22 protein-coding genes, 1 tRNA gene and 1 pseudogene are annotated in these 21,416 nt (G+C 63.4%); 13 read left to right on the top strand and 11 right to left on the bottom strand.

Annotation, left to right across the window (positions count from 1 at the left end; translation table 11 throughout):
- Nucleotide 1: 1 nt before the first annotated feature.
- Together KR52_RS13550 and KR52_RS13245 are read right to left on the bottom strand one after the other, a co-directional pair.
- Nucleotides 2-1,429, bottom strand: a pseudogene (locus KR52_RS13550) (DUF2079 domain-containing protein); the annotation flags it as partial.
- Nucleotides 1,430-1,521: 92 nt separating this feature from the next.
- Nucleotides 1,522-2,457, bottom strand: a complete 936-nt coding sequence (locus KR52_RS13245) for a hypothetical protein (RefSeq protein ID WP_156957581.1) — start codon at nt 2,455-2,457, stop codon at nt 1,522-1,524.
- An 87-nt stretch (nt 2,458-2,544) separates the two neighbouring features.
- Between KR52_RS13245 and KR52_RS04045 the strand changes: the two genes are divergently transcribed.
- The gene (locus KR52_RS04045; protein ID WP_084221942.1) at nt 2,545-3,285 is read left to right on the top strand and encodes a hypothetical protein; all 741 of its coding nucleotides are present in this window, start codon (nt 2,545-2,547) and stop codon (nt 3,283-3,285) included.
- 52 nt (nt 3,286-3,337) lie between these two features.
- Here the strand turns inward: KR52_RS04045 and psbD are convergent, their stop codons facing one another.
- Complete coding sequence (gene psbD / locus KR52_RS04040) at nt 3,338-4,393, bottom strand: photosystem II D2 protein (photosystem q(a) protein) (protein ID WP_006041823.1); 1,056 nt, start codon at nt 4,391-4,393, stop codon at nt 3,338-3,340.
- Nucleotides 4,394-4,557: 164 nt separating this feature from the next.
- Between psbD and KR52_RS04035 the strand changes: the two genes are divergently transcribed.
- The 4 genes from KR52_RS04035 to KR52_RS04020 all read left to right on the top strand — a co-directional run bounded on the left by KR52_RS04035 (nt 4,558) and on the right by KR52_RS04020 (nt 6,658).
- Entirely contained in the window at nt 4,558-4,821 is a 264-nt protein-coding gene (locus KR52_RS04035; protein WP_038556818.1) for a hypothetical protein, read from the top strand.
- Complete coding sequence (locus KR52_RS04030) at nt 4,811-5,500, top strand: ABC transporter ATP-binding protein (RefSeq protein ID WP_038552799.1); 690 nt, start codon at nt 4,811-4,813, stop codon at nt 5,498-5,500. The genes KR52_RS04035 and KR52_RS04030 overlap by 11 nt, the downstream gene beginning before the upstream one ends.
- 16 nt (nt 5,501-5,516) lie before the next feature.
- Nucleotides 5,517-5,588 (top strand) — tRNA-Asn (locus KR52_RS04025).
- A 281-nt stretch (nt 5,589-5,869) separates the two neighbouring features.
- Nucleotides 5,870-6,658, top strand: a complete 789-nt coding sequence (locus KR52_RS04020; RefSeq protein WP_038552795.1) for a response regulator transcription factor — start codon at nt 5,870-5,872, stop codon at nt 6,656-6,658.
- 15 nt (nt 6,659-6,673) lie between these two features.
- On the opposite strand, the gene KR52_RS04015 is transcribed toward KR52_RS04020, so the two are convergent.
- Genes KR52_RS04015 through KR52_RS04005 form a run of 3 tightly spaced genes read right to left on the bottom strand, consistent with a single transcriptional unit; the run spans nt 6,674 to nt 10,550 of the window.
- Entirely contained in the window at nt 6,674-7,618 is a 945-nt protein-coding gene (locus tag KR52_RS04015; RefSeq protein ID WP_038552792.1) for a DNA polymerase III subunit delta', read from the bottom strand.
- Nucleotides 7,615-8,244, bottom strand: a complete 630-nt coding sequence (tmk, locus tag KR52_RS04010; protein WP_038552789.1) for a dTMP kinase — start codon at nt 8,242-8,244, stop codon at nt 7,615-7,617. Before tmk ends, KR52_RS04015 begins: the two co-directional genes overlap by 4 nt.
- Nucleotides 8,241-10,550, bottom strand: coding sequence for a cation-translocating P-type ATPase (locus tag KR52_RS04005; RefSeq protein ID WP_038552786.1), 2,310 nt, complete (start codon nt 10,548-10,550; stop codon nt 8,241-8,243). The genes tmk and KR52_RS04005 overlap by 4 nt, the downstream gene beginning before the upstream one ends.
- Nucleotides 10,551-10,635: 85 nt before the next feature.
- On the opposite strand from KR52_RS04005, the gene KR52_RS04000 reads away from it, so the two are divergent.
- Nucleotides 10,636-11,157: a photosystem I assembly protein Ycf3 gene (locus tag KR52_RS04000; protein ID WP_038552783.1), complete on the top strand. Its 522-nt coding sequence runs from the start codon at nt 10,636-10,638 to the stop codon at nt 11,155-11,157.
- A 1-nt stretch (nt 11,158) separates the two neighbouring features.
- Here KR52_RS04000 and radA read toward each other — a convergent pair whose 3' ends face one another.
- On the bottom strand, nt 11,159-12,556 hold the full coding sequence (radA, locus tag KR52_RS03995) for a DNA repair protein RadA (protein WP_038552780.1): 1,398 nt from the start codon (nt 12,554-12,556) through the stop codon (nt 11,159-11,161).
- A 90-nt stretch (nt 12,557-12,646) separates the two neighbouring features.
- Between radA and rpaB the strand changes: the two genes are divergently transcribed.
- The 5 genes from rpaB to KR52_RS03970 are packed head-to-tail and all read left to right on the top strand — an operon-like array spanning nt 12,647 to nt 17,315.
- Entirely contained in the window at nt 12,647-13,393 is a 747-nt protein-coding gene (gene rpaB, locus KR52_RS03990) for a response regulator transcription factor RpaB (RefSeq protein ID WP_038552777.1), read from the top strand.
- Entirely contained in the window at nt 13,374-14,693 is a 1,320-nt protein-coding gene (gene plsX / locus KR52_RS03985; RefSeq protein WP_038552774.1) for a phosphate acyltransferase PlsX, read from the top strand. Before rpaB ends, plsX begins: the two co-directional genes overlap by 20 nt.
- A 27-nt stretch (nt 14,694-14,720) precedes the next feature.
- Nucleotides 14,721-15,740 (top strand): beta-ketoacyl-ACP synthase III, encoded by a 1,020-nt coding sequence (locus tag KR52_RS03980; RefSeq protein ID WP_173402189.1) that lies wholly within the window; start codon nt 14,721-14,723, stop codon nt 15,738-15,740.
- A 28-nt stretch (nt 15,741-15,768) separates the two neighbouring features.
- Nucleotides 15,769-16,665, top strand: coding sequence for an ACP S-malonyltransferase (fabD, locus tag KR52_RS03975; protein WP_038552768.1), 897 nt, complete (start codon nt 15,769-15,771; stop codon nt 16,663-16,665).
- Nucleotides 16,662-17,315: a 1-acyl-sn-glycerol-3-phosphate acyltransferase gene (locus KR52_RS03970; protein WP_038552764.1), complete on the top strand. Its 654-nt coding sequence runs from the start codon at nt 16,662-16,664 to the stop codon at nt 17,313-17,315. The genes fabD and KR52_RS03970 overlap by 4 nt, the downstream gene beginning before the upstream one ends.
- On the opposite strand, the gene KR52_RS03965 is transcribed toward KR52_RS03970, so the two are convergent.
- Genes KR52_RS03965 through KR52_RS03955 form a run of 3 tightly spaced genes read right to left on the bottom strand, consistent with a single transcriptional unit; the run spans nt 17,278 to nt 18,724 of the window.
- Complete coding sequence (locus KR52_RS03965; protein ID WP_038552761.1) at nt 17,278-17,853, bottom strand: YdcF family protein; 576 nt, start codon at nt 17,851-17,853, stop codon at nt 17,278-17,280. The two genes, KR52_RS03970 and KR52_RS03965, sit on opposite strands and share 38 nt — an antisense overlap.
- Nucleotides 17,853-18,476 carry a tRNA (adenosine(37)-N6)-threonylcarbamoyltransferase complex dimerization subunit type 1 TsaB gene (gene tsaB / locus KR52_RS03960; protein WP_038552758.1) on the bottom strand — a complete coding sequence of 208 codons (624 nt, stop codon included), beginning with the start codon at nt 18,474-18,476 and terminating at the stop codon, nt 17,853-17,855. Before tsaB ends, KR52_RS03965 begins: the two co-directional genes overlap by 1 nt.
- Nucleotides 18,473-18,724 (bottom strand): Ycf34 family protein, encoded by a 252-nt coding sequence (locus tag KR52_RS03955; protein ID WP_038552755.1) that lies wholly within the window; start codon nt 18,722-18,724, stop codon nt 18,473-18,475. The genes tsaB and KR52_RS03955 overlap by 4 nt, the downstream gene beginning before the upstream one ends.
- On the opposite strand from KR52_RS03955, the gene KR52_RS03950 reads away from it, so the two are divergent.
- Both KR52_RS03950 and KR52_RS03945 read left to right on the top strand, forming a co-directional pair.
- Nucleotides 18,723-19,949, top strand: coding sequence for a CCA tRNA nucleotidyltransferase (locus tag KR52_RS03950; RefSeq protein ID WP_038552752.1), 1,227 nt, complete (start codon nt 18,723-18,725; stop codon nt 19,947-19,949). The genes KR52_RS03955 and KR52_RS03950 overlap by 2 nt on opposite strands.
- A gap of 61 nt (nt 19,950-20,010) precedes the next feature.
- On the top strand, nt 20,011-20,442 hold the full coding sequence (locus KR52_RS03945) for an RNA-binding protein (RefSeq protein WP_038552749.1): 432 nt from the start codon (nt 20,011-20,013) through the stop codon (nt 20,440-20,442).
- Nucleotides 20,443-20,506: 64 nt separating this feature from the next.
- Here KR52_RS03945 and KR52_RS03940 read toward each other — a convergent pair whose 3' ends face one another.
- Nucleotides 20,507-21,415 carry a phytoene synthase gene (locus KR52_RS03940; protein WP_038552746.1) on the bottom strand — a complete coding sequence of 303 codons (909 nt, stop codon included), beginning with the start codon at nt 21,413-21,415 and terminating at the stop codon, nt 20,507-20,509.
- Between the last annotated feature and the right edge of the window lies 1 nt (nt 21,416).

The raw sequence follows: 21,416 nt of genomic DNA, 5'->3' as shown, positions 1-21,416 counted from the left end.
GCAGTTCCCGCTGAATGCGCTGCTGTTTGTTGCGGGACCCTTTGAACACTGGAGCCAATGGCGTGTGATAGCCGGGCAGGGCCACCACCCAATCCACCGGTTGAACGTGTCCCTGGCGATCGCGGTACTGAACATGCCGAGGGAAACGAATCGCCGCCTCCCGTTGGGCCAACAACGGCAGCAAAGGCGTATCGGCAGCAACGCTGGCATCCGCTGGAATCAGCGCCACGGCCTGAACCGCCGCCTGGCGGCGGTTCAGCATTTGCTGAGGAGACACGTACGCCCAAGGAGAAAAGCTGTCGGGGATGACGGCCGAGAGGGTGCGGTGGGGGTTCCCTACCAGCGTGAGCACAAGGCCAAGAGACAGGGCCGCGGTCCAACAGCGGCGCAGCCATGGCTTCGACCATCCCTCCGGGTGCCGTTGCCACCAGAGCACAGCACCGAGATAAAGGCCGGGCACCAAAGCCAGCACATAGCGGAGGGTGACGGACAAGGCGGATCGCCCCTGGGAGAGCAAGGCAATCAACAGCGGAGCCAGCATCAGCAAAGCGGCATCCACCGAGAGCAGGGGCACCAGCACCAGCGGCAAACTCAACGCCAGCACGAAGCCGAGTGTTGCCCCCGGCGGCGACACCAGCGCCTCGATCAACGCCAAGGGCTGGCGCAGCATGGCCCAAAGCACAGCAACCGTTCCCCCCGACGGGTCATCCACCAAATGGCCGAACTTCTCCTTCAGGAAGCGATCCGACAAGGAGGAGTCCACCATCGGTTGAATCCAGCCGGTGACCAGCACGACCCAGGCGAAGGAGACGCCCATCAGCAAGGCTCCGGTGAGCCGTTGGCCGGGACGACGCACCAGGGCCCAGAGCCCGAGGGAAAACAACAGCAGCCCACTGTCTTCTCGCACCAACAGCAACAGAGCACCAAACAGCCACACCCGCCAATGGCAGCCGTCGAGGAGACCTCCCACCACCAGAAACGCCAACAAGGGCAGCCAGACCAGATCGTGAAAGTTCTCGAGAGCCGGGCCTATCACCGCACCGCTGAGGAAGTACGCGAGGGTGATTCGCTCAGCCAGGGGCCGCGGAAGTCGGGAGTCGGCCAATCTCCACAGCACCAGACCTGCGCCAGCGAGCAGGCCCACCTGAAGCAAAGGCAACGCCCACATCCCGAACCCAGCCACCAGGGGGGCCATGAGCACGGTCAAGACGTTGGCATGCTGCCCCAGGTGCAGGTAATCGATGGACGGGAGGCCATCGCCGACCACCACCGCCCCCGACAACACCGATGAGAGGCTGCTTTCAAAGGGCCTCCCCTGCGCGGTCGCCCAGAGCTCCTGCAGAAACAGGGCTTGGTCATAGGTGGCACTGAGGCTGAAGAGCCGCCAGGCCTGAAGCCCAAAACAGGTCAGGGCAAACAGACCCGCCATCGCTAACACCTTGCGTGGCCACCGGGTTGGGGAGGGCGCATCTATGCCGCTGGGTCGACGCATGCAGCCGTCCTTGAAGGATTTCGGGAAGGTTAAGGATCGTGCTGCACGGGGCCAAGCAGCACCCGCGTCCGCAGCAACAACAGATAAATGGAGGCGTAGAGCACCAGCTCACCCCACTCCTGATCCCGATTGAGGATCAGATCGGATAAGGTGCGGGTGGCAATGCAGAACGCCAGGGCAGAAACCGCCAGGAACAGCGGCCAGCTGTAGAACGCAGGAGTGAGGGCCCGGGTCACGGCCGCCATCGATTGAGAACAGTTCCTGGTGAGCGCTCGCATCCAGCGAGGCGCGAGAACCACAACAGCCAAAACTCCAAGGGTCGCCAGGAAGGTGCCCAGATCCAGTCGATCCTGAAACCAACCGATGTTGTGCAGGGTCGTCTCGTTCTGCGCGTTGATCTCGTTCAACAAGGGCGGGGTCCGCCAACTGAAGATCACTTGGCCCCAGGCGAGCTCCTCCATCAAAACCAGGGCCAGGCATCCTGCTCCAAACTGGAACAGCCGACCGGGACGGCGTTCCTGCAAACGCGCATTCAAATCGGAGCCGATCAACCAGGCCGTCCGGGTGGCGAGCACCAGCACCAGCACCTGGCTCCACTCCACCAGGCCACCCTCGCCAAACACCAGATTTTTGTAGGCGTCACGGTCCGCCGAGCCGGTTTTCAAGCCCACAACCAGCAGAACCACAAGCGCGAGCAGACCCCAAACGGCGCGGGTACGACCTTGGTGGGCCAAAGGATCAGCAACCGAAAGCAAGCGCATCAGCCCCTGGGAACGGGTGGCCCACACCGCCAGGCCCGTGCTCACCCCAGCCACGACACCCCAGCCCCGATCAAGGGGAGATCCTCCAAACGCTGCAATCACCAGTTGCGCCAGCACCGTCAGCAGTGACGCTGCGGCGACCACAACAAACAAGCCAGCAATGGCGGTCTTGAGGTCGCGACCCCGTGTGTAGATCACAGCCACCAAGCCTTCCCACGCGCGAAGCGCAGGTTAGGCAGAGGCTTAGAACCGAGGTCTGAAACCGGGGTTCATCCTCCGCACAAGCCAACCGTGATTCAGCAACCCACTGCAGCGGATCCAAGCCAGATCGGGATCATCCCGCTCACACCAAAGGCAATCCGCAAGCTGCTGACGAGCATCACCGCAGGATTTCTGATGGCCCACAGCGTCGTTCAAGTGGGCATTTACGGCTTCGGAGCCAAGAAGCATTGGCTCGAGAGCCTCAACATGGACCGGGAACTCAACCTGCCCACCCTTTTCAGCAGCGCCCTGTTGCTGATGGCGGCTGTGTTGATGCAGAGGCTGGGAACAAGCAGCGATCACGTCCCTGGCCGGGACTGGCGCCTGCTGGCGAAGATTTTCATCTTTCTGGCGCTCGACGAAGCACTGCAGATTCACGAGATCCTGATCATTCCGGGCTTGCGGCACCAGGTGCACCCGGCATTGGCCTCCACCTGGGTGGTGCCCTATGCCGTTCTCGCCCTCATCCTGCTGTGGCGCTTTCGCAGCTTCCTCGGCTCAATCTCCAAAGCAACGGCATCACGATTGCTGCAATCAGGTGCCGTTTACATCGGCGGCGCCATCGGCATGGAGATGATCGGCAGCTTTGCGGTTCGATCCAGCCTGATCCGCCTGCATAGCCCGTGGTACGGCGCCATCACAGGCTTGGAAGAAACGCTGGAACTGTTCGGAATCATCTTGCTGATTGATGCGCTGTTGCGAGAGCTGCTTGACCAAAACGGCAGTGTCGCCCTCACGTTTCGTCTGATCAGAGAATCAGACCGTCAATGAGCAAAAAAAAAACCGCCCAAGTGGGCGGTGAAAGGAAATTGTGAACTTTTGATCAGAGGGCGTTGCCGCGGGGCAGAACCTCTTCAGGGAAGACGAAGTTTTCGTGCGGCTGGTCAGCCGGTGCCATCCAGGCACGCAGACCTTCATTCAGAAGGATGTTCTTGGTGTAGAAGGTCTCGAATTCGGGATCTTCTGCAGCGCGGATTTCCTGGGACACGAAGTCGTAGGCGCGCAGGTTGAGGGCCAGGCCGATGATGCCAATGGAGCTGGTCCACAGGCCCATCACAGGCACGAAAAGCATGAAGAAGTGCAGCCAGCGCTTGTTGGAGAAGGCGATTCCGAAGATCTGACTCCAGAAGCGGTTGGCGGTGACCATGGAATAGGTCTCTTCTTCCTGGGTGGGCTCGAACGCCTTGAAGGTGTTGGCCTGCTCGCCGTCCTCAAACAAGGTGTTTTCCACGGTGGCGCCGTGGATGGCGCAAAGCAGTGCACCGCCGAGGATGCCGGCGACGCCCATCATGTGGAAGGGGTTCAGGGTCCAGTTATGGAAGCCCTGGAGGAAGAGGAGGAAGCGGAAGATCGCAGCCACCCCGAAGGAGGGCGCGAAGAACCAGCTGCTCTGGCCGAGGGGGTACATCAGGAAGACGCTGACGAACACCGCAATCGGGCCGGAGAAGGCGATGGCGTTGTAGGGGCGGATGCCGACCAAACGAGCGATCTCGAACTGACGGAGCATGAAGCCGATCAGCGCGAAGGCGCCGTGCAGAGCCACGAAGGCCCAGAGGCCGCCGAGCTGACACCAGCGAACGAAGTCACCCTGGGCTTCCGGACCCCAGAGGAGGAGGAGGCTGTGACCCATCGCATCAGCGGGGGTGGACACAGCAGCGGTGAGGAAGTTGCAACCTTCCAGGTACGAAGAGGCAATGCCGTGGGTGTACCAGGAGGTGACAAAGGTGGTGCCGGTGAGCCAGCCACCGATGGCCAGGTAGGCCGTTGGGAAGAGAAGAATGCCGGACCAGCCGACAAAAACGAAGCGGTCGCGCTTGAGCCAGTCATCGAGGACGTCGAACCATCCCCGCTGAGGCGCGCGTCCTACAGCGATCGTCATGAGAGGAACTTCATGATCCGTTACATCGGTGAGCCTAGGGGCTGATCACGGAAATGGGGCGGCTCTCCGCACCCATTTGGAGGCGATAAGTAGAAATGCGCATTTTTGTACCGACGGGTTGCTGTCCCCTCCGCGAAGATGACGCATCACTGTTTTCCAACGCTGTGTACGTCATCGAACTGGCCCTGCGCATGAGTCCTGTCCCGGTGTCTGTTCAGCGCAAGGAACATGCGGATGCTGATGCGCTGTATCAGCAGATCCGTCAGGCCCTCGAAAACGGTCAGCCTCGCCTGCTGGAGCTCACCTGCGAGAAAGTGGAAGGCAAGAAAGTGACGCTGCTGGTCAGTGAGGTTCTCGCCGTTCAGCTTTATGAGAAAGCTTCGGCGTCGGGTGGTAGCAAGCGTCCCGGCTTTTCCCTTGATTCCTGACATCTCAACCGCTGTATTGAGCGTTGAGGCCGTCAGCCACCGCTGGCCGAACGGCCAACTAGCTCTCGATCAATGCAACCTGGTTATCCCTGGCCCAGGCCTCTGGATGCTGGTGGGCAGCAACGGAAGCGGCAAGAGCACGCTCTTCCGCCTGATCTCCGGGTTGCTGGAACCGCAGAGCGGACGCATGGTCTGCCACACGAAAACAGCTCTGGTGTTCCAGAACCCCGACCACCAGCTTTTGCTTCCCAGTTGCGGCAGCGACCTGATGCTGGGCATGGATCCTGAAGGACCTCAGCAGCACCGCCGGAACACCGTGCGAGACCTGCTGAGCCAATTCGGCCTTGCCCAAACGGAGAACCGGCCCATTCACAGCCTCAGCGGGGGCCAGAAACAACGCCTGGCGATCGCTGGAGCCCTGGCCAGTGACGCAGGCTTGCTGCTGCTGGATGAACCGACAGCTCTCCTGGATCCCGACAGCCAGACCACGGTGCTTACCACCGTGCAACGGCTGTGCAAAGACCCCCTCAACCCAATCACGGCACTCTGGATCACTCACAGGCTGGGTGAATTGGCCTTCGCCGATGGAGCAGCCCGCATGCAGGACGGTCGGATTGGCCCATTGACCCGAGGAACAGAACTGCAGCGGCGCTTGCAGGGCGGCACATTTGAGAGGTAATCTCTTCGGGTCGCATTCCTCGGTAGCTCAGCGGTAGAGCGGTCGACTGTTAATCGATTGGTCGCAGGTTCGAATCCCGCCCGGGGAGCTTTGAAGCCACAGCAAAAGCTGTGGCTTTTTTATTGACCAAAAGAGAAATTTCGTGACGGGGGATTGCCCGAAGCGGAAGACTTCCTAAACAGCTGACGGCGGAAGAGAACTCAAAAAACCTCCGCATCGCTGTCACCGCAATTGATCTGCGCGAACCATGAGCATCTCAGGCTCGTCTTCGGAAATCTGCAGACAGTTGAAAAGCTTGAGAGAATCCGTTCAGCGTTAATCCCTACAGACAAGCGCTCCTTTTTTTCAAGCCGAATTGCCGCCGAACCGATGAAGCCCTGCATCCTGCTAATCGAAGATGACCAGGACATGCGCGACCTGGTGAGTGGTCACCTAGAGCACAGCGGCTTCGACGTGCAGCGCGCTGACGACGGCATCAAAGGTCAGGCCCTCGCCCTGCAATACACCCCGGATCTGATCCTGCTCGATCTGATGCTGCCCAAGGTGGACGGTCTCACCTTGTGTCAACGCCTGCGGCGCGACGACCGCACAGCGGCCATTCCAATCCTGATGCTCACCGCTCTGGGAGGTACCAAAGACAAAGTGAGCGGTTTCAACTCTGGAGCCGATGATTACCTGACCAAGCCCTTCGATCTGGAGGAGCTCCAGGCGCGGGTCAAGGCTCTGCTGCGACGCAGCGACCGTGCCCCTGTTGGATCCACGAATCACAACGAAATCCTCAGTTACGGCCCCCTCACGCTGGTGCCCGAGCGCTTTGAGGCCATCTGGTTCGACCAACCGGTACGACTCACCCACCTTGAGTTCGAACTGCTCCATTGCCTGCTGCAGCGTCATGGTCAGACCGTGGCGCCCTCGTTGATCCTCAAAGAGGTGTGGGGCTACGAGCCCGATGACGACATCGAGACCATTCGCGTGCACGTCAGGCACCTGCGCACCAAGCTGGAACCCGATCCCCGCAAGCCGCGCTTCATCAAAACGGTGTACGGAGCGGGCTATTGCCTCGAACTGCCCACCAGCGCCCAGATGGATGGCCTTGAAGACGTGGTGGCCATGGCCCGCGAAGAACGCAAGCAACAAGGCGATCGCGCCTCGGCATGATCGCCGTCAGGCGGCCTAGGAGACGGATGGTGTGAGGTCGAGCAGCGCCACCTCCCAGGCCAATCGCGGCTGAACGAACGAAAGCAGCTGGCCCCGCAGCGTGTCCAGGCGCTTGAGAATTGCTGCGGAACTGCCGGAACTCCAGAGCCGGTGCTGCCACCAGCCGATCAACCACAGCTGCTGCTCGCCGTCGAGGGCTTCGCAGAGATCGCGTGCCAACGCCAGCGCCTCCATGGGGTTGGCAGGAAGGGCATCGAGGCGCTGAACCAACTCTTCAGGAAGACCAGCCAGGCTGCGGCGATGGTGGATTAGAGCGCCTGGAGACCCGGCGGCCAGGGCCAGAAGTTCGGGGGCATCCTGAGCCATGGCACCGGTGCGCTCGAGCACCTGTGCCATGGCCTCTTGGTTGAGCCGGAGGAACCGGATCAACTGACACCGGGACCGAATCGTGCTGAGCAGCCGCTCGGGGGCTGACGTCAACAAAATCAACACCCCATGTCCAGGTTCCTCCAGCGTTTTCAGCAGGGCGTTGGACGCTGCCTCCGCCATCGCCTCGGCAGCCTCAATCACGACCATGCCGCGCTTCGCCTCCACCGGCTGCCGGGCGAGACAACGGCCAATGTCGCGGATCTGCTCCAAGCGCAACTGGGGCGGAGTGCGGCGGCTAAGCCCCGCTGCCTCGGCTTCGGCGCGGGTCAGTAAACGGCCCTGGTGTTGATAGGTGGGTTCCACCCAAAGCAGATCAGGGTGATTGCGCTCCAGCAGGCGTCGACGCTCCCTTGCAGAGGGCTGGCCATTGGCCAGCAGCCCCTCCAGAAAACGCACCGCCGCCAACTGACGCCCCACCCCTTCAGGACCGGCACAGAGGTAGGCAGGAGCCACGCGTTCCTGGGCCAGGGCTGCAGACAGCAGATCAACGGCGAGGGGCTGGCCGATCAGATCCTCGAACAGCGCGCTCAAGCCAGTTGCTCCTGAAGCTGACGTTCCAGAGCAGCACGAACAGCGCTGGCTGACTGGTCTGCAGCGATGGTGCACCAGGAGCGCTGCTCGGCCAACTGGGCAAAACCCTGTGCGACCCGTTCCAGGAATGCGGCCCCCTCGGCTTCGATGCGGTCGTCCTTGTCCCCGAGGCGGCGCTGCTGGCTCTCTCGAATGGAAAGTCTCAGCCAGAGGGTGAGGTCCGGCTGCAGCCCCGTGGTGGCGATCTGTTCCAGCCGCTGAATCAGGTCCCGATCCAAACCACGGCCATAGCCCTGATAAGCGAGGGTCGATCCCGAGAAACGATCGCTGATCACCCAGTCGCCACGCACAAGAGCCGGGCGGATCAACGTTTCAACATGCTGAGCCCGATCAGCGGCATACAACAGCAGCTCAGCGGTGGGAGCTGGTGCTTCCTGGTCTGCCGTGTGCAGCAGGAGTTCACGGATCGAGCGCCCCAGGGGAGTGCCGCCGGGCTCACGGGTGCAGACAAGAGCAGCGCCCTTAGGCATCAGACCGCTGTTGGGCAACCAGTCCACCAGATGCTGGATCTGCGTGGTCTTGCCGCAGCCATCGATGCCCTCGAGAACAATGAAACGACCTGTCATGGCAGCCGCAGAGCCAAGGCATTGAAAACCACGGTGATCGAACTCAAGGCCATCAGCAGGGCCGCCAGCGGAGGCGACAGCAGCACCCCATGGCTGGGGAGCAGAGCACCGGCGGCGACCGGGAGAACAATGAGGTTGTAACCGAAGGCCCAGAACAGGTTCTGCCGCACCTTCACCAGGGTGCGGCGGGCCAGGCCGAGAGCTTCGGGCAGGTTGTCGAGGCGATCGCCAAGCAACACCAGGCCAGCGGAGTCCTGAGCGATCTGGGTGCCGGTGCCAATGGCAATCCCAAGATCAGCCGCGGCCAGGGCCGGAGCATCGTTGATGCCGTCGCCCACCATCGCCACCCGCTCCACCTGCCGCAGCTGCTCGAGGCGTTGCAGCTTCTGCTCCGGCAGCATCTGCCAGCCCAGATCCTGGGCAGCAAAGCCCAGCTGCTGACCAAGGCGCTGCACAGCGGCCTGCCGATCACCACTGAACACCGAAAGCGCCAGACCATGAGAGCGCAGGCGTTGCAGTGCCGGAGCTACATCCGGACGAAGCTGATCCTCGATCTGCACCAGACCCATCAGGGCATCTCCAACCGCCACAGCCACCACCGAGCCTGCTGCGGCGGAGAGCCAGCTCTGGGCATCAGGGGCGATGGCAACACCCTGCTCGACCAACCAGTCGGGCTTGCCCACACGCACCCGATCCGATGCACCGTCCACATGGCCCTCCAGCCCCTGACCGGAAACGGTGCGCACCTCGTTGCACTCCAGCAGAGCGATCTCCCGGCCCTGAGCCTCCTGCAGCAGGGCGTAGGCCAGGGGGTGCCGGCTGGTTTGCTCCAGGCTGGCTGCGAGCTGCAACAAATGATCCGGGTCGTCCCCGTACACATCGGTCACCAGAGGGCGACCCAGAGTGAGAGTGCCGGTCTTGTCGAAGACCACATGATCCAAACGGGCGGCGGTTTCGATAACGTCACCACCACGGAAAAGCCAGCCGCGCCGCGCCGCCAGGCCGGTGGCCACCGTGATCACGGTGGGGGTCGCCAGGCCGAGGGCACAGGGGCAGGCGACCACCAGCACCGCGATCGAGAGTTGCAGAGCCAGACCCATCGGGGTGCTGGCTCCACTGCCCAAACCGCCGTGATGCATGCCATGACTCATCTCATGGGTCGTGGGCATTCCAGGAGCTGATGCCTGCAGGACCTCGGGCCAGTGTTCGGCACCGAACAACCACCAGAACAGAAATGTGGCGAAGGCCAAGCCAATGACGCCAAAGCAGAAGCGGCCCGCCACACGATCGGCCAGGCCCTGGATGGGGGCTCGACGGGCCTGGGCCTGCTCCACCAAACAAATGATCCGGGCCAGGGCGGTTTCGGCACCAACGCGGGTGACCTTCAGCACCAGGGTGGCCTCCAGATTGAGGCTGCCGGACGACAACTCCGTGCCGGGCTCCGCCTGCAGCGGCAAGGGCTCACCGGTGAGGGGGGACACATCAACGGCCGAGGCCCCCTCAAGCACCACCCCATCCACTGGAATGCGGTCACCGGCCAGCAACTGCACGGTTTCGCCTGGCCTCAGAGCGCCAACACGCACCTCACGAATCGTCCCGTCGCTCAACAGCAGGCGTGCGCTGTCCGGCTGGAGCTGGGCCAGTTGCTGCAGGGCCTGACCGGTCCGAAAACGGGCCCGTTCCTCGAGGAAACGTCCCAGCAGGACGAACCCCAGCAACATCACAGGTTCATTGAAAAAGCAGGGCCAACCCACCTGGGGCCAGACCAAGGCCACCAGGCTGGCCACATAGGCACTGCTCACCCCCAGGCCCACGAGGGAATCCATGCTGGGAGCCCCTGCTCGAGCTGCCGCAACACCACCCACCAGGATCGGACGGCCCGGCCCCAGCAGAGCCACCGTGGCAAGCGTGGCGTGAAACGGCAAGGAGCCGATCAGGGGAAGCGAAAGTTGACCTGCCTCGCTGAGATGCCCCAGCACCGACAGCAGCAGCAGCACCAGGGCCACCATCAGCTGTCGCCATTGCTGCCACCAGCCCGGCAGCGCCGGCGCGGTAGCCAGCCCTCCGATCGGGTCATCCAGCGAGCGCTCCTTGGCCGGAAAGCCCCTTTCTGCGAGGGCTTTCAGAACACCATTCACATCACTCTCACCGGCGGTGAGATCAAGCCAGGCCGAGCGGGTGACCAGATTCACATCGGCGCGCTGGACACCGGGCTGATCCAGCAATGTGGTTTCAACAGCGCGGACGCAACCGCCGCATTTCATCCCTTCCACATCCAGGACGACGGTCTGAACCGCAGGGCTCACAGGTGTTTACGCAACAGGGATCTTTACGAGCAGGCTAGGTCGGGCTCCGGTCCCGTCAGGATGGGGGTCCGTCCGCCGGAGCGCCGTGCCCCGCAGCAACCGCAACGACAACTTCATTGACAAGAGCTTCACGGTGATGGCGGACCTGATCGTCAAGCTGTTGCCGATCAATGCCCGCTCGAAGGAGGCCTACGTGTATTACCGCGATGGCCTCTCCGCCCAGAACGATGGTGACTACGCCGAGGCACTGGAGAACTACGAGGAGGCCCTGAAGCTTGAGGAGAACTCCACCGACCGGAGCGAAACCCTCAAGAACATGGCCATCATCTACATGTCCAACGGCGAGGAAGACCGGGCGATCGAGACCTACCGCAAGGCTCTCGAGGAAAACCCGAAGCAACCCTCATGCCTGAAAAACATGGGTCTGATTTACGAGAAGTGGGGCCGCATCGCCGAGGAAGGTGGTCAGCAGGACGAGGCGGATCGCTGGTTTGACCAGGCGGCCGACGTCTGGACCCAGGCCGTGCGCCTCAATCCCGGTGGCTATCTCGACATCGAGAACTGGCTGAAGTCAACGGGCCGCAGCAACGTCGACGTTTACTTCTGAATCAGTCCTGGTCGGGCTGCATGGCCTCACCGAGCGCCAGCACCAGGGCCTCGGTGACGCTGTCGGCCTCCAGAAGCTCCAGATCCAGCCCCGAGGCCAGATCCCCCAGGCCACTGCCCCCGGGCACGACAGCTCGCCGGAACCCCAGGCGGGCCGCTTCCTGAAGCCGAAGCTCCAGCTGCCCCACAGGGCGCAGCTGTCCCCCCAAACCGAGCTCGCCGATCAACACCGTGCCCGCAGGCAGGGTGAGGTCTCTGAAGCTGGCGACCACCGCCGCAGCAACCCCCAGATCCGCCGCCGGTTCCTCCACCTCAAGCCCCCCCGCGACGGCGAGATAACAGTCGAAGCGGGACAACGGCAGTCCCATGTGCTTCTCCAGCACTGCAAGGATCTGATGCAGACGGTTGGTGCCGATCCCTGTGGCCGTGCGACGCGGACTGGCGTAGCTGGTGACGTTCACCAAGGCCTGTAGATCCACCACCAGTGAACGGGTGCCCTCACAGGCCACGATCGTGGCGACACCGGAGGCACGGGCATCGCTGAGGAACAGCTCACTGGGGTTGCCCACCTCGGCCAGGCCACCGCTTTGCATCTCGAACAAGCCCAACTCATGGGTGGCGCCGAAGCGGTTCTTGACAGCGCGCAGCAGGCGATGACTGGCAAACCGGTCTCCCTCGAAGGTGAGCACCGCATCCACAAGGTGTTCCAACACTTTCGGGCCGGCCAGCATGCCTTCCTTGGTGACGTGCCCCACCAACAGCAAGGAGATGTTCTGGCGTTTGGCCAGCCGTTGCAGGGCAGCCGCACATTCGCGCACCTGGCCGACTGACCCCGGAGCACTGGTGAGATTGGCGTCATGCAACGCCTGAATGCTGTCGATGATCGCCACAGCGGGGCGCAGCGCCTCCAGCTCCTCCAGCACCAGTTCCAGATCGGTTTCGGCCAGCAACTGCAGCTCCGACACCCCTCCAGCGAGCCGCTGCCAACGCAGCTTCACCTGCTGCGCTGATTCCTCAGCACTCACGTAGAGCACCGATGCTCCGGCCGCCATCGCAGAGGCGCTCTGCAGCAGCAATGTGCTCTTGCCGATGCCCGGATCACCTCCCACGAGCACCAGCGAACCGGGAACCAGGCCACCCCCCAGGACGCGGTCAAATTCCGCCGACCCCGTAGCCAGACGCTGCAGCGGTTGATCCTCCAGGGAGGCCATGGCCGTGGAGCGTCGTGGTGCAGCGGCCATCTCTGGATCCGGGGCACTGCGGCGACGACGACCATCGGCGGCAGGCTGGGTTTGTTCCACCAACGAGTTCCAGCTGCCACACTCCGGGCAACGACCAAAGAACTGTCGGGCACGGGCTCCGCAGGCCTGACAGATGAAAACAGCGGTGGACTTGGGCACTGCGAACTGTGAAGAAAGTTGCCGTTGAATGAACGGAGCAGGGGGCTGCCCTTTTATTTGTGGCGAGAAGTGACTAACGCCTCGGTGCCCATGACGGCCACGGCTCCCACCAAGGAAACGATCCTCGTGGTCGACGACGAGGCATCGATCCGACGGATCCTGGAAACCCGTTTATCCATGATCGGGTACAACGTCGTGACCGCCTGTGACGGCACCGAAGCTCTGGAACTGTTCCCCACCTGCATGCCTGACCTGGTGGTACTGGACGTGATGATGCCGAAGCTTGACGGCTATGGCGTCTGCCAGGAGCTGCGCAAGGAATCGGACGTTCCCATCGTGATGCTGACGGCCCTCGGCGACGTGGCCGACAGGATCACAGGCCTTGAGCTCGGCGCGGATGACTACGTGGTGAAGCCCTTCAGCCCGAAGGAGCTGGAGGCCCGCATCCGCTGCGTGCTGCGCCGGGTCGAGAAGGAGCAGGTTGCTGGCATTCCCAACTCCGGCGTCATCCAGGTCAGCGACCTGCGCATCGACACCAACAAACGCCAGGTGTTCCGCGGTGATGAACGCATCCGCCTAACGGGGATGGAATTCAGCCTTTTGGAACTGCTGGTGAGCCGTTCCGGTGAACCGTTCAACCGCGGCGAGATCCTCAAGGAGGTCTGGGGTTACACCCCAGAGCGCCACGTGGACACCCGGGTGGTTGATGTTCATATCTCTCGCCTGCGTTCCAAATTGGAGGATGATCCTGCCAATCCCGAGTTGATCCTCACGGCTCGGGGCACCGGCTACCTGTTCCAGCGCATCGTCGATTCCGTTGCCTCAGAAGGTCCCTGATCCCACCCCGGCCCCTCAGCCGCGGCACAAGACCAACCGTCCTCGGGCGATCCGTCGCCTGGTGATCTGGTATCGGCGCAATGCCGCCGTCACAACCATCGTTGATGGCGCTGCCAACTCAGCGACGGCAGCGGGTTCGATGGCCGGCACCGTGGCGGAAACCGTGGTGTCAGGAGCAGGCACGGTGGCCAGCAGCGTGCTTCAACCGTTGGTGTTCGATCCCCTGCGCTGGCTGCAGGGGGGCGCCGATACCGATGAGATCGACGATGCGGAGCGCCTCTGGGTCGCCGTCGATGGCATGGGCGGTGACCACGCGCCGGGACCGATCCTGGAGGGATGCCTGGACGCCATTGACCGGCTGCCTCTGAAGATCCGCTTCGTGGGGGAAATCGACCGGGTGATGGCCGCCGCCAACAGCCTCGGCCTGCGCGAATCTCTGGAAAGTGCGCGGGCCGCCGGACATCTCGATCTGGTGGCCAGTGGCCCCTCCATCGGCATGGATGACGAGGCCACGGCGGTGCGGCGCAAACGGGACGCCAGCATCAATGTGGCCATGGACCTCGTGAAGACAGGCGAGGCCCTGGCGGTTTACTCCGCCGGCAATTCCGGGGCTGTCATGGCTTCGGCGATTTTTCGGCTGGGGCGGCTGAAGGGCATCGACCGACCCGCCATCGGCGCCCTGTTCCCCACCAAGGATCCGGGCCAGCCGGTGCTGGTGCTCGACGTCGGCGCCAACATGGACTGCAAACCCACCTACCTGCACCAGTTCGCCCTGCTGGGAAACATCTACAGCCGGGATGTGCTGCAGGTGAAACGCCCGCGCATCGGGCTGCTGAACATCGGTGAGGAGGAATGCAAGGGGAACGATCTCTCCTTAAAAACCCACGAACTGCTGCGGGACGAATCCAGGCTCCATTTCGCCGGCAACTGCGAAGGCCGGGATGTGCTTTCGGGCGACTTCGATGTGGTGGTCTGCGATGGGTTCACCGGCAATGTGCTGCTGAAGTTCCTGGAGTCCGTTGGCAGTGTTCTGCTGGGGGTGCTGCGGGCGGAGTTGCCCCGCGGCCGTCGAGGCAAGGTGGGATCAGCGTTTCTGCGCAGCAACCTCAAACGCATCAAAAAGCGGCTGGACCATGCCGAGCACGGCGGCGCCCTGCTCCTCGGGGTGAACGGCATCTCCGTGATCGGTCACGGCAGCAGCAAGGCCCTCTCGGTGGTCAGTGCCCTGCGCATTGCCCACTCCGCGGCCAGCCATGGGGTGATGGAGGATCTCGCCACGCTGCAACAGGGTTGTGATTGACTGACGCGACGTCAATCAACCTCCGCTTTGGTCGAGCCGCTCAGCACAACCAGCGGGGTGTTGTTCCGAGGGTCTGGCAGCGCAACGCCCAGCCGCTCGATCAGCAACGCTGAACTCGGCAAGCGGGTGGAAACGAGTGACGACTGGATCCGCAGTCGCACTGGGATTGCCGCGCGTCGGGTGGTCAACAGCGATGAATCCCTTGCTGAGCTGGGCGGACTGGCGGCGGAACGGGCTCTCGAAATGGCCGGCTGGTCTGCCGACAGCCTCGATCTGATTCTGCTGGCCACCTCCACCCCGGACGACCTGTTCGGTTCCGCGCCACGACTGCAGGCTCGCCTCGGTGCCACCCATGCCGTGGCCTTTGATCTGACCGCGGCCTGCAGTGGCTTTCTTTTTGCTGTCGTCACCGCTTCCCAGTACCTGCGCAGTGGTGCGATGCGCCGCATTCTTGTGGTGGGGGCCGATCAACTCAGCCGCTGGGTGAACTGGGACGATCGACGCTCCTGTGTTCTGTTCGGTGATGCGGCCGGTGCCGTGGTAATGGAGGCTTCAGAAAACGGTCAGGACGATCTCGATGGATTCCTGTTGCGCTCCGATGGCAGCCGCGGCGAGGTGCTCCAGCTTCCCCAGGTGAGCCAGCGGCAGCCCCTGGTGGGAGACGCAACCCATCAGTGCGGCGGCTTCGACCCCATTCAGATGAATGGGCAGGAGGTCTACAAATTCGCGGTGCGCGAAGTGCCGGCGATTCTCGAGAAGCTGCTCGCTCAGGGTGGTGTCGCCGCAGATTCCCTGGATTGGCTGCTGCTGCATCAGGCCAACCAGCGCATCCTCGATGCGGTGGCCGAACGCTTCTCGGTGCCGTCCGAGAAAGTACTCAGCAACCTGGCCCATTACGGCAACACATCCGCGGCCACCATCCCTTTGATGCTGGATGAAGCCGTACGCGATGGACGCATCCAACCCGGCCACCGCATCGCCAGCAGCGGTTTCGGAGCGGGCTTGAGCTGGGGTGCAGCCCTCTTCCGCTGGAGCGGGCCCGCGTAATCTCCGGCACGGTCAGCACAACACAGCAATGGCGATCGCCTGGGTCTTTCCCGGTCAGGGCTCTCAAAAGGTGGGCATGGCAGAAGCGCTGCTCAGCATCGATGGCACCCGCGAGCGCTTCGCCATGGCCTCCGAGCTGCTGGGACGCGACCTGCTGGCGATCTGCCAAGGGGAAAGCGGCAGCGGTGAGGGACCGGATGATCTCAATGACACCCGCAACACCCAGCCCGCCCTGTTCGTGATCGAATCGGTGCTGGCCGACAACCTTCAGCAGCAGGGCCGCGAGCCGGCACTGGTGGCAGGCCACAGCCTGGGCGAGCTGGTCGCCCTTTACAGCGCAGGGGTGTTTGGGCTGGAGACCGGTCTGCAGCTGATGAAAACCCGCTCAGAACTGATGGCGAGCGCCGGGGGCGGGGCCATGACGGCCGTGATCGGCTTCGATCGCGCTCAGCTGGACGACCTGGTGGCCGCCACGGACGGCGTCAGCATCGCCAACGACAACAGCGATGCACAGGTGGTCATCTCCGGCTCTCCAAAGGCCGTGGAGAGGGTGAGTGGAGCCCTGAAATGCAAGCGCGCCATCCCTCTGGTCGTCTCCGGAGCCTTCCACTCCCCGTTCATGGCAGACGCGGCTGAACGCTTCGCCGCAGAGTTGAACAACGTGCCATTTCAGGATGCCCGCGTTCCGGTGCTCAGCAACAGCGCCGCCAGCGCCAGCACCAGCGCGGACGAGCTCAAGCAGCGCCTGAAACAGCAGATGACAACAGGCGTGCGCTGGCGCGAAACCATGGCGGCGATGACCGACAGCGGCGTGGACACCCTGGTGGAAATCGGTCCGGGGAACGTGCTCAGTGGCCTGGCCAAACGCAGCATGAGGGGGGTCACCACCGCCCAGATCGCCGGAGCGGGAGATCTCGGTCAGTGAGTCACTCCAGCCTCGTCCGCACCCCCAAGCCGAGCCTCACCTACCGGCTGGTCAGCAGTCTGCTGGTGTTCCCGGTCTTTCGCTTGTTGTTCTGCGGATCGACCGCCGGCAACGACCGGGTGCCCATGCAAGGGCCCCTCGTGGTGGTCGCCAACCATGGTTCCCATCTGGACCCACCCTTGCTGGGCCATGCCCTGGGACGCCCCGTGGCCTTCATGGCCAAAGCTGAACTGTTCAACATCCCGCTGCTGGGCCGCGTGATCCGGGCCTGTGGTGCCTACCCCGTGCGGCGGGGAGCCAGTGATCGCGAGGCGATCCGAACCGCAACGGCACGGCTCGAGGAGGGCTGGGCCACCGGCGTGTTTCTGGACGGCACCCGACAAAGCGACGGTCGGATCAACAACCCACTCCCTGGAGCGGCCCTGCTGGCCGCACGCACGGGAGCCCCGCTGTTGCCGGTGGCCATCCATAACAGCCACCGTGCCTTGGGAACCGGGCGCAGTTGGCCACGCCTTGTGCCGATTCAGCTGCGCATCGGTGATCCCATCCCAGCTCCCGCCAGTCGCCGCAGGCCCGATCTGGATGCGACCACCGCCCTGCTGCAGGAGCGCATCAACGCTCTGCTGGATCAGGGTCCGCAGCATCCCTGAGATCGCGACCGGTCATCACCCACGCCACGGCACGCACCCAGTCACTCCACTGCTTCAGGGGCCCCTCCTGAGTGCAGTCCTCGCGGCAGGCCACCGGGACTCCGGTGAGCTGAATTCCGCGGCTGCCCGCCACCACCTGGCCCACGGCCATGGAGCGGGGCAAATGGTCTTCGCTGGTCACCAGCAGCACGTGGCGAACGCCATCCGCCTGCAGCTCATCCACCACAGACGTGAAATTGCTGAGGGTGTCACGGGCCCTGTAATCCAAGGTGACGCGGTCGGGATTGAAGCGCTCCTCACTGAGCATCCATTCGGCGTACTCGGGATTGCTGCCTCCGCTCACCAGCAGAGGCAGATCGAGCTGACGTGCCAACCGGGCTCCCATCCGTTCCCGGTCCACATCCCCCCCAAGCACCAGCACCAGCTGCGGTGGACTGTGGTCCAACAGTGCCCGCCGATAGGGCGAGAGCGGACCTGGCCCCAACAGCCAAGCCATCAGACCAGCACCCAACAGCAGCCCTGCACGCACGCCCGCCATCAGACCTGTCCGACGGGAGAGGTGGGGTAGATCGGCAACACCTCGGCCCAAGGCATCGCGGCCCCAGCCCCATGGCTGCGCTGCAACAACTGCAACAACCGCGCCACATCCTCCGCCACATCGAGTTGCGCCTCAACGGCAGGCTGAGGGGAAGATCCCTGAGGCAGCAACGCCGGCAGGCTGAGTTCATGAACTGCGCCCTCGCTGATCCGGTACTGACCACCGACCACCCCCCGACGCGGTAGCTCCTGGGTGATCCAGAACGGTTTCCCCTGCCTGGAGTGCGGCAGTTGCCGCTCCAGGCGTGGTGCCATCAGGGCATAGCTGCTCACCCCCAGCAGGGGGCAATCCAGCTGTTGAGCCAGCGTGCGGGCCATCACCACCGTGAGGCGGGTGCCGGTGAAGCCGCCGGGTCCCGTCGCCACGGCAAGACCCTGCAACTGAGACCAACGCTCAGGGGGCAGGAGCGCCTGCACCCGCGAAATCAGACTGTTCGACAGACCCCGGCCATCCGGATGAACCTGCACCAAAGGGCCGTCTCCAGGTTGCTGGGGATCAAGCAGCGCCAGGCCGAAGCCGTCGGAACAGCTGTGGAGGGCGAGCAGCAGCGGCAGAGCCGTCATCGGGGCAGCTCCTGGCCAGGACAGCAACGCTGCCACCGTCCGGGATCCGCCTGAAAGCTGGAGCAGGAGCGAACATCCCACTCAATCCCCGCCTGGCCATCGGGGAGGTCCATCACCGACACGTGAATACGGGGCGCCTCTGGCTCAAAATCCGGCAACTCCGCCAGGTGCGGAACACCATGCTGACGCTCAACTGCGTGATAGGCCTGACAACGGTCGACCCAGCTGCAATCCACGCAGATGCACATGCCTCCCATGGCCGATCATTCCCCCATTCTGATGGCCCAAGGCTCCAGCGACGCCCTGCTTGAACAACTGCGAGCACGACTGGCCCCCGCGCAATGGCCACTGCCGCTGGCACGACTCCCCCAAGGCACGGTGCTGGTGGGCGGCGCCGTGCGGGATGGCTTGCTGGATCGTCTGCCGGATGAACCCGATCTCGACCTCGTGGTCCCGACGGATGCCATCGCCCTGAGCAAGGCCTTGGCCCAAGAGCTGCACGGCACCTGCGTGGTGCTCGACGAAGAACGCAGCATCGCCCGGCTGGTGCTTGGAGGTTGGACGGTGGACATCGCCCGCCAGGACGGAGACCGCATCGAAGACGACCTTTGGCGGCGCGACTACCGACTCAATGCCATCGCCGTATCGCTCCAGCCCTGGGGACAGCTGTGGGACCCCACAGGAGGAGTGAACGATCTCCGGCAGGGACGCCTGACAGCCGTCTCGGAAGCCAACCTCACCGACGATCCTCTGCGGCTGCTGAGGGGAGTGCGGCTGGCGGCGGAGATCCCGCTCACCATCTGCAGCCAGACCATGGGCTGGATTGAGCGCCATGCCGCTCGGCTGCCGGAGGCGGCACCGGAGCGGATCCTCTCGGAACTGCAGCGCCTGGTGCGGGGCAACCACGCCGATACCGCTATTGCAATCCTGAGGAGGGGGCCGTTGCTACGCCCCTGGGCCGCCGGGGGGAAACCCCCCGCACCCGCCGACATCGAAGGCCTGAGCAGCGAAGAAGCCGCCGCTGCGGTGCCGTTGGCGAGGCTGACGGCCCTGGTGAGCGATGAGGGCCTCATCCAACTCCGCGCCAGTCGCGGCCTGCGTCAACGCTGCAAACGGCTGCGGGTCTGGCAGCAGCGCCTCGGTCAGGCACCGGAATCGTTAGCCGAGAGCGATCGGCTGCAGTTGCATGAAGAGCTGGACGAGGATCTCCCCGCCCTGGCCCTGCAACTGACCAAGCCCGTGAGGGAGATCTGGCTGGAACGATGGCGGAATGCTGAGGATCCCCTCTTCCATCCCAGAGCCCCAATCGATGGAAACAGCCTGGTCCAGGCCCTGGAACTGCAACCCGGGCCTCGTCTGGGACGGCTGCTGCATCATCTGAAGCTGGAACATGCCTTCGAGCGAATCCAGACCAAAGCCGAGGCGGTTGGAGAGGCCCAACGTTTTTTAACCCGTGAGAGCGACGCTCTGTGATTAACTTTGCAGGTGTCAATGATGACGGTCAGACACCGACAGATCGCATTTTCTTTCTTTCATGAGCATCCGCCTGTACATCGGCAACCTGCCGCAGACCTTTGAAGAACAGGAGCTGGTGGCTCTGCTCAAGTCAGTGGGAGAGGGGATTCGGTTCAAATCAGTTCTCGACCGCGAAACCGGCAGCTGCCGCGGATTCGGCTTCGCCAACGTCGACGATCCCAAGCTCGCCGATGCCGTGATTGAAGCGCTGAACGGCAAGGAGTTCGGTGGCAGCTCCCTGCGGGTCGAGCGCTCCGAGCGACGCGACAACAACGTCGGTGGCAGTCGCCGTGGAGGCCTCAATGCAGCAGGCCAGCCTCAGGTGGCTCGCAAGGCTGTGAACAAGGTGGTGCACAGCGACGAAAAGAGTGAGGGAGCTCCTGACCCCCGCTGGGCCGGTGAACTCTCCAAGCTCAAAGATCTGCTGGCCAACCAGAAGACGGCCGTTTGATCCGTCGGTGATCTGATCGAGACAAACACCAATCACCCCCAGCCGGTCGAAGCGGCTGGGGGTTTTAGCGTGACTGGGCCAATAGAAAGGACCGGGGCAGATCGAGCAATTTGTTCACCTTGGCCACGTAGGCACGGTGATTGAACACGTCGTAATCGACCCGTTCAATCTCATCCAGAATGCCGCGGTACAGCCGCAACGACGTCCACACCGGCCAGCGCGCATCGGCGGACAGCCAACGGACTCCAGCTTCGGAGCGAGTGAACCAATCGCGCGCCCGCTCGAGCTGGAAACGCATCAGCGCGCGCCAGGAGTTGTTGAGGATTCCAGCCATCAGCTCATCCTCGGAATAGCCGAAACGCTTGAGATCCTCCTGTGGAAGATAAATTCGACCACGGCCCCGATCCTCACCCACATCACGGAGGATGTTGGTGAGCTGGTTGGCGATCCCCAGGGCGACGGCGGCATCGGAGGTGTCGGGGCAATCACTCCAGGGGGCTGAGGTGTAGGCCTGGTCGACACCCATCACCCCCTGGGTCATCAAGCCCACGGTGCCTGCCACGCGATAGCAGTAGAGCTTGAGATCTTCAAAGCGGGGGTAGCGGGTCCAGGTGAGGTCCATCCGCTGGCCCTCAATCATGTCCAGATAAGGCTGAATGCCCTGGGGGAAGCGCTCCAGGGTGTCCACCATCACCGCATCCAGGTCGTCCTCCACCCGGCCTTTAAACAGAGCCCGGGTTTTCTCCTCCCAGCGGTCGAGCCGATCGGCAAGCTCATCCACCGGACGGGCCTGGGCTTCCGGGCTGTCCATCAACTCATCGGTGCGCCGGCACCATACGTAGATCGCCCAGATGGCCCGCCGCTTCTCCGGAGGGAGCAGCAAGGTACCGATATAGAACGTCTTGGCCCACTCGGCGGTCTCCCGACGGCAGGCCTCAAAGGCTGCGTCGAGATCCGGGGAGGCGAGGGGCATG

Origin of the sequence: Synechococcus sp. KORDI-52 (assembly GCF_000737595.1) — a bacterium.
GTDB lineage: Bacteria > Cyanobacteriota > Cyanobacteriia > PCC-6307 > Cyanobiaceae > Parasynechococcus.
Note: the sequence above shows the minus strand (reverse complement) of the source record. Positions and strands in the feature narration are given on the sequence as shown.

Bases quoted from the DNA above. Each gene is read 5' to 3' on its own strand.
- psbD (WP_006041823.1), bottom strand. From the start codon at position 4,393: ATGACGATCGCTGTAGGACGCGCGCCTCAGCGGGGATGGTTCGACGTC.
- KR52_RS04020 (WP_038552795.1), top strand. From the start codon at position 5,870: ATGAAGCCCTGCATCCTGCTAATCGAAGATGACCAGGACATGCGCGAC.
- tmk (WP_038552789.1), bottom strand. From the start codon at position 8,244: ATGACAGGTCGTTTCATTGTTCTCGAGGGCATCGATGGCTGCGGCAAG.
- rpaB (WP_038552777.1), top strand. From the start codon at position 12,647: ATGACGGCCACGGCTCCCACCAAGGAAACGATCCTCGTGGTCGACGAC.
- fabD (WP_038552768.1), top strand. From the start codon at position 15,769: ATGGCGATCGCCTGGGTCTTTCCCGGTCAGGGCTCTCAAAAGGTGGGC.
- KR52_RS03965 (WP_038552761.1), bottom strand. From the start codon at position 17,853: ATGGCGGGCGTGCGTGCAGGGCTGCTGTTGGGTGCTGGTCTGATGGCT.
- tsaB (WP_038552758.1), bottom strand. From the start codon at position 18,476: ATGACGGCTCTGCCGCTGCTGCTCGCCCTCCACAGCTGTTCCGACGGC.
- KR52_RS03950 (WP_038552752.1), top strand. From the start codon at position 18,723: ATGCCTCCCATGGCCGATCATTCCCCCATTCTGATGGCCCAAGGCTCC.
- KR52_RS03955 (WP_038552755.1), bottom strand. From the start codon at position 18,724: ATGTGCATCTGCGTGGATTGCAGCTGGGTCGACCGTTGTCAGGCCTAT.
- KR52_RS03945 (WP_038552749.1), top strand. From the start codon at position 20,011: ATGAGCATCCGCCTGTACATCGGCAACCTGCCGCAGACCTTTGAAGAA.
- KR52_RS03940 (WP_038552746.1), bottom strand. From the start codon at position 21,415: ATGCCCCTCGCCTCCCCGGATCTCGACGCAGCCTTTGAGGCCTGCCGT.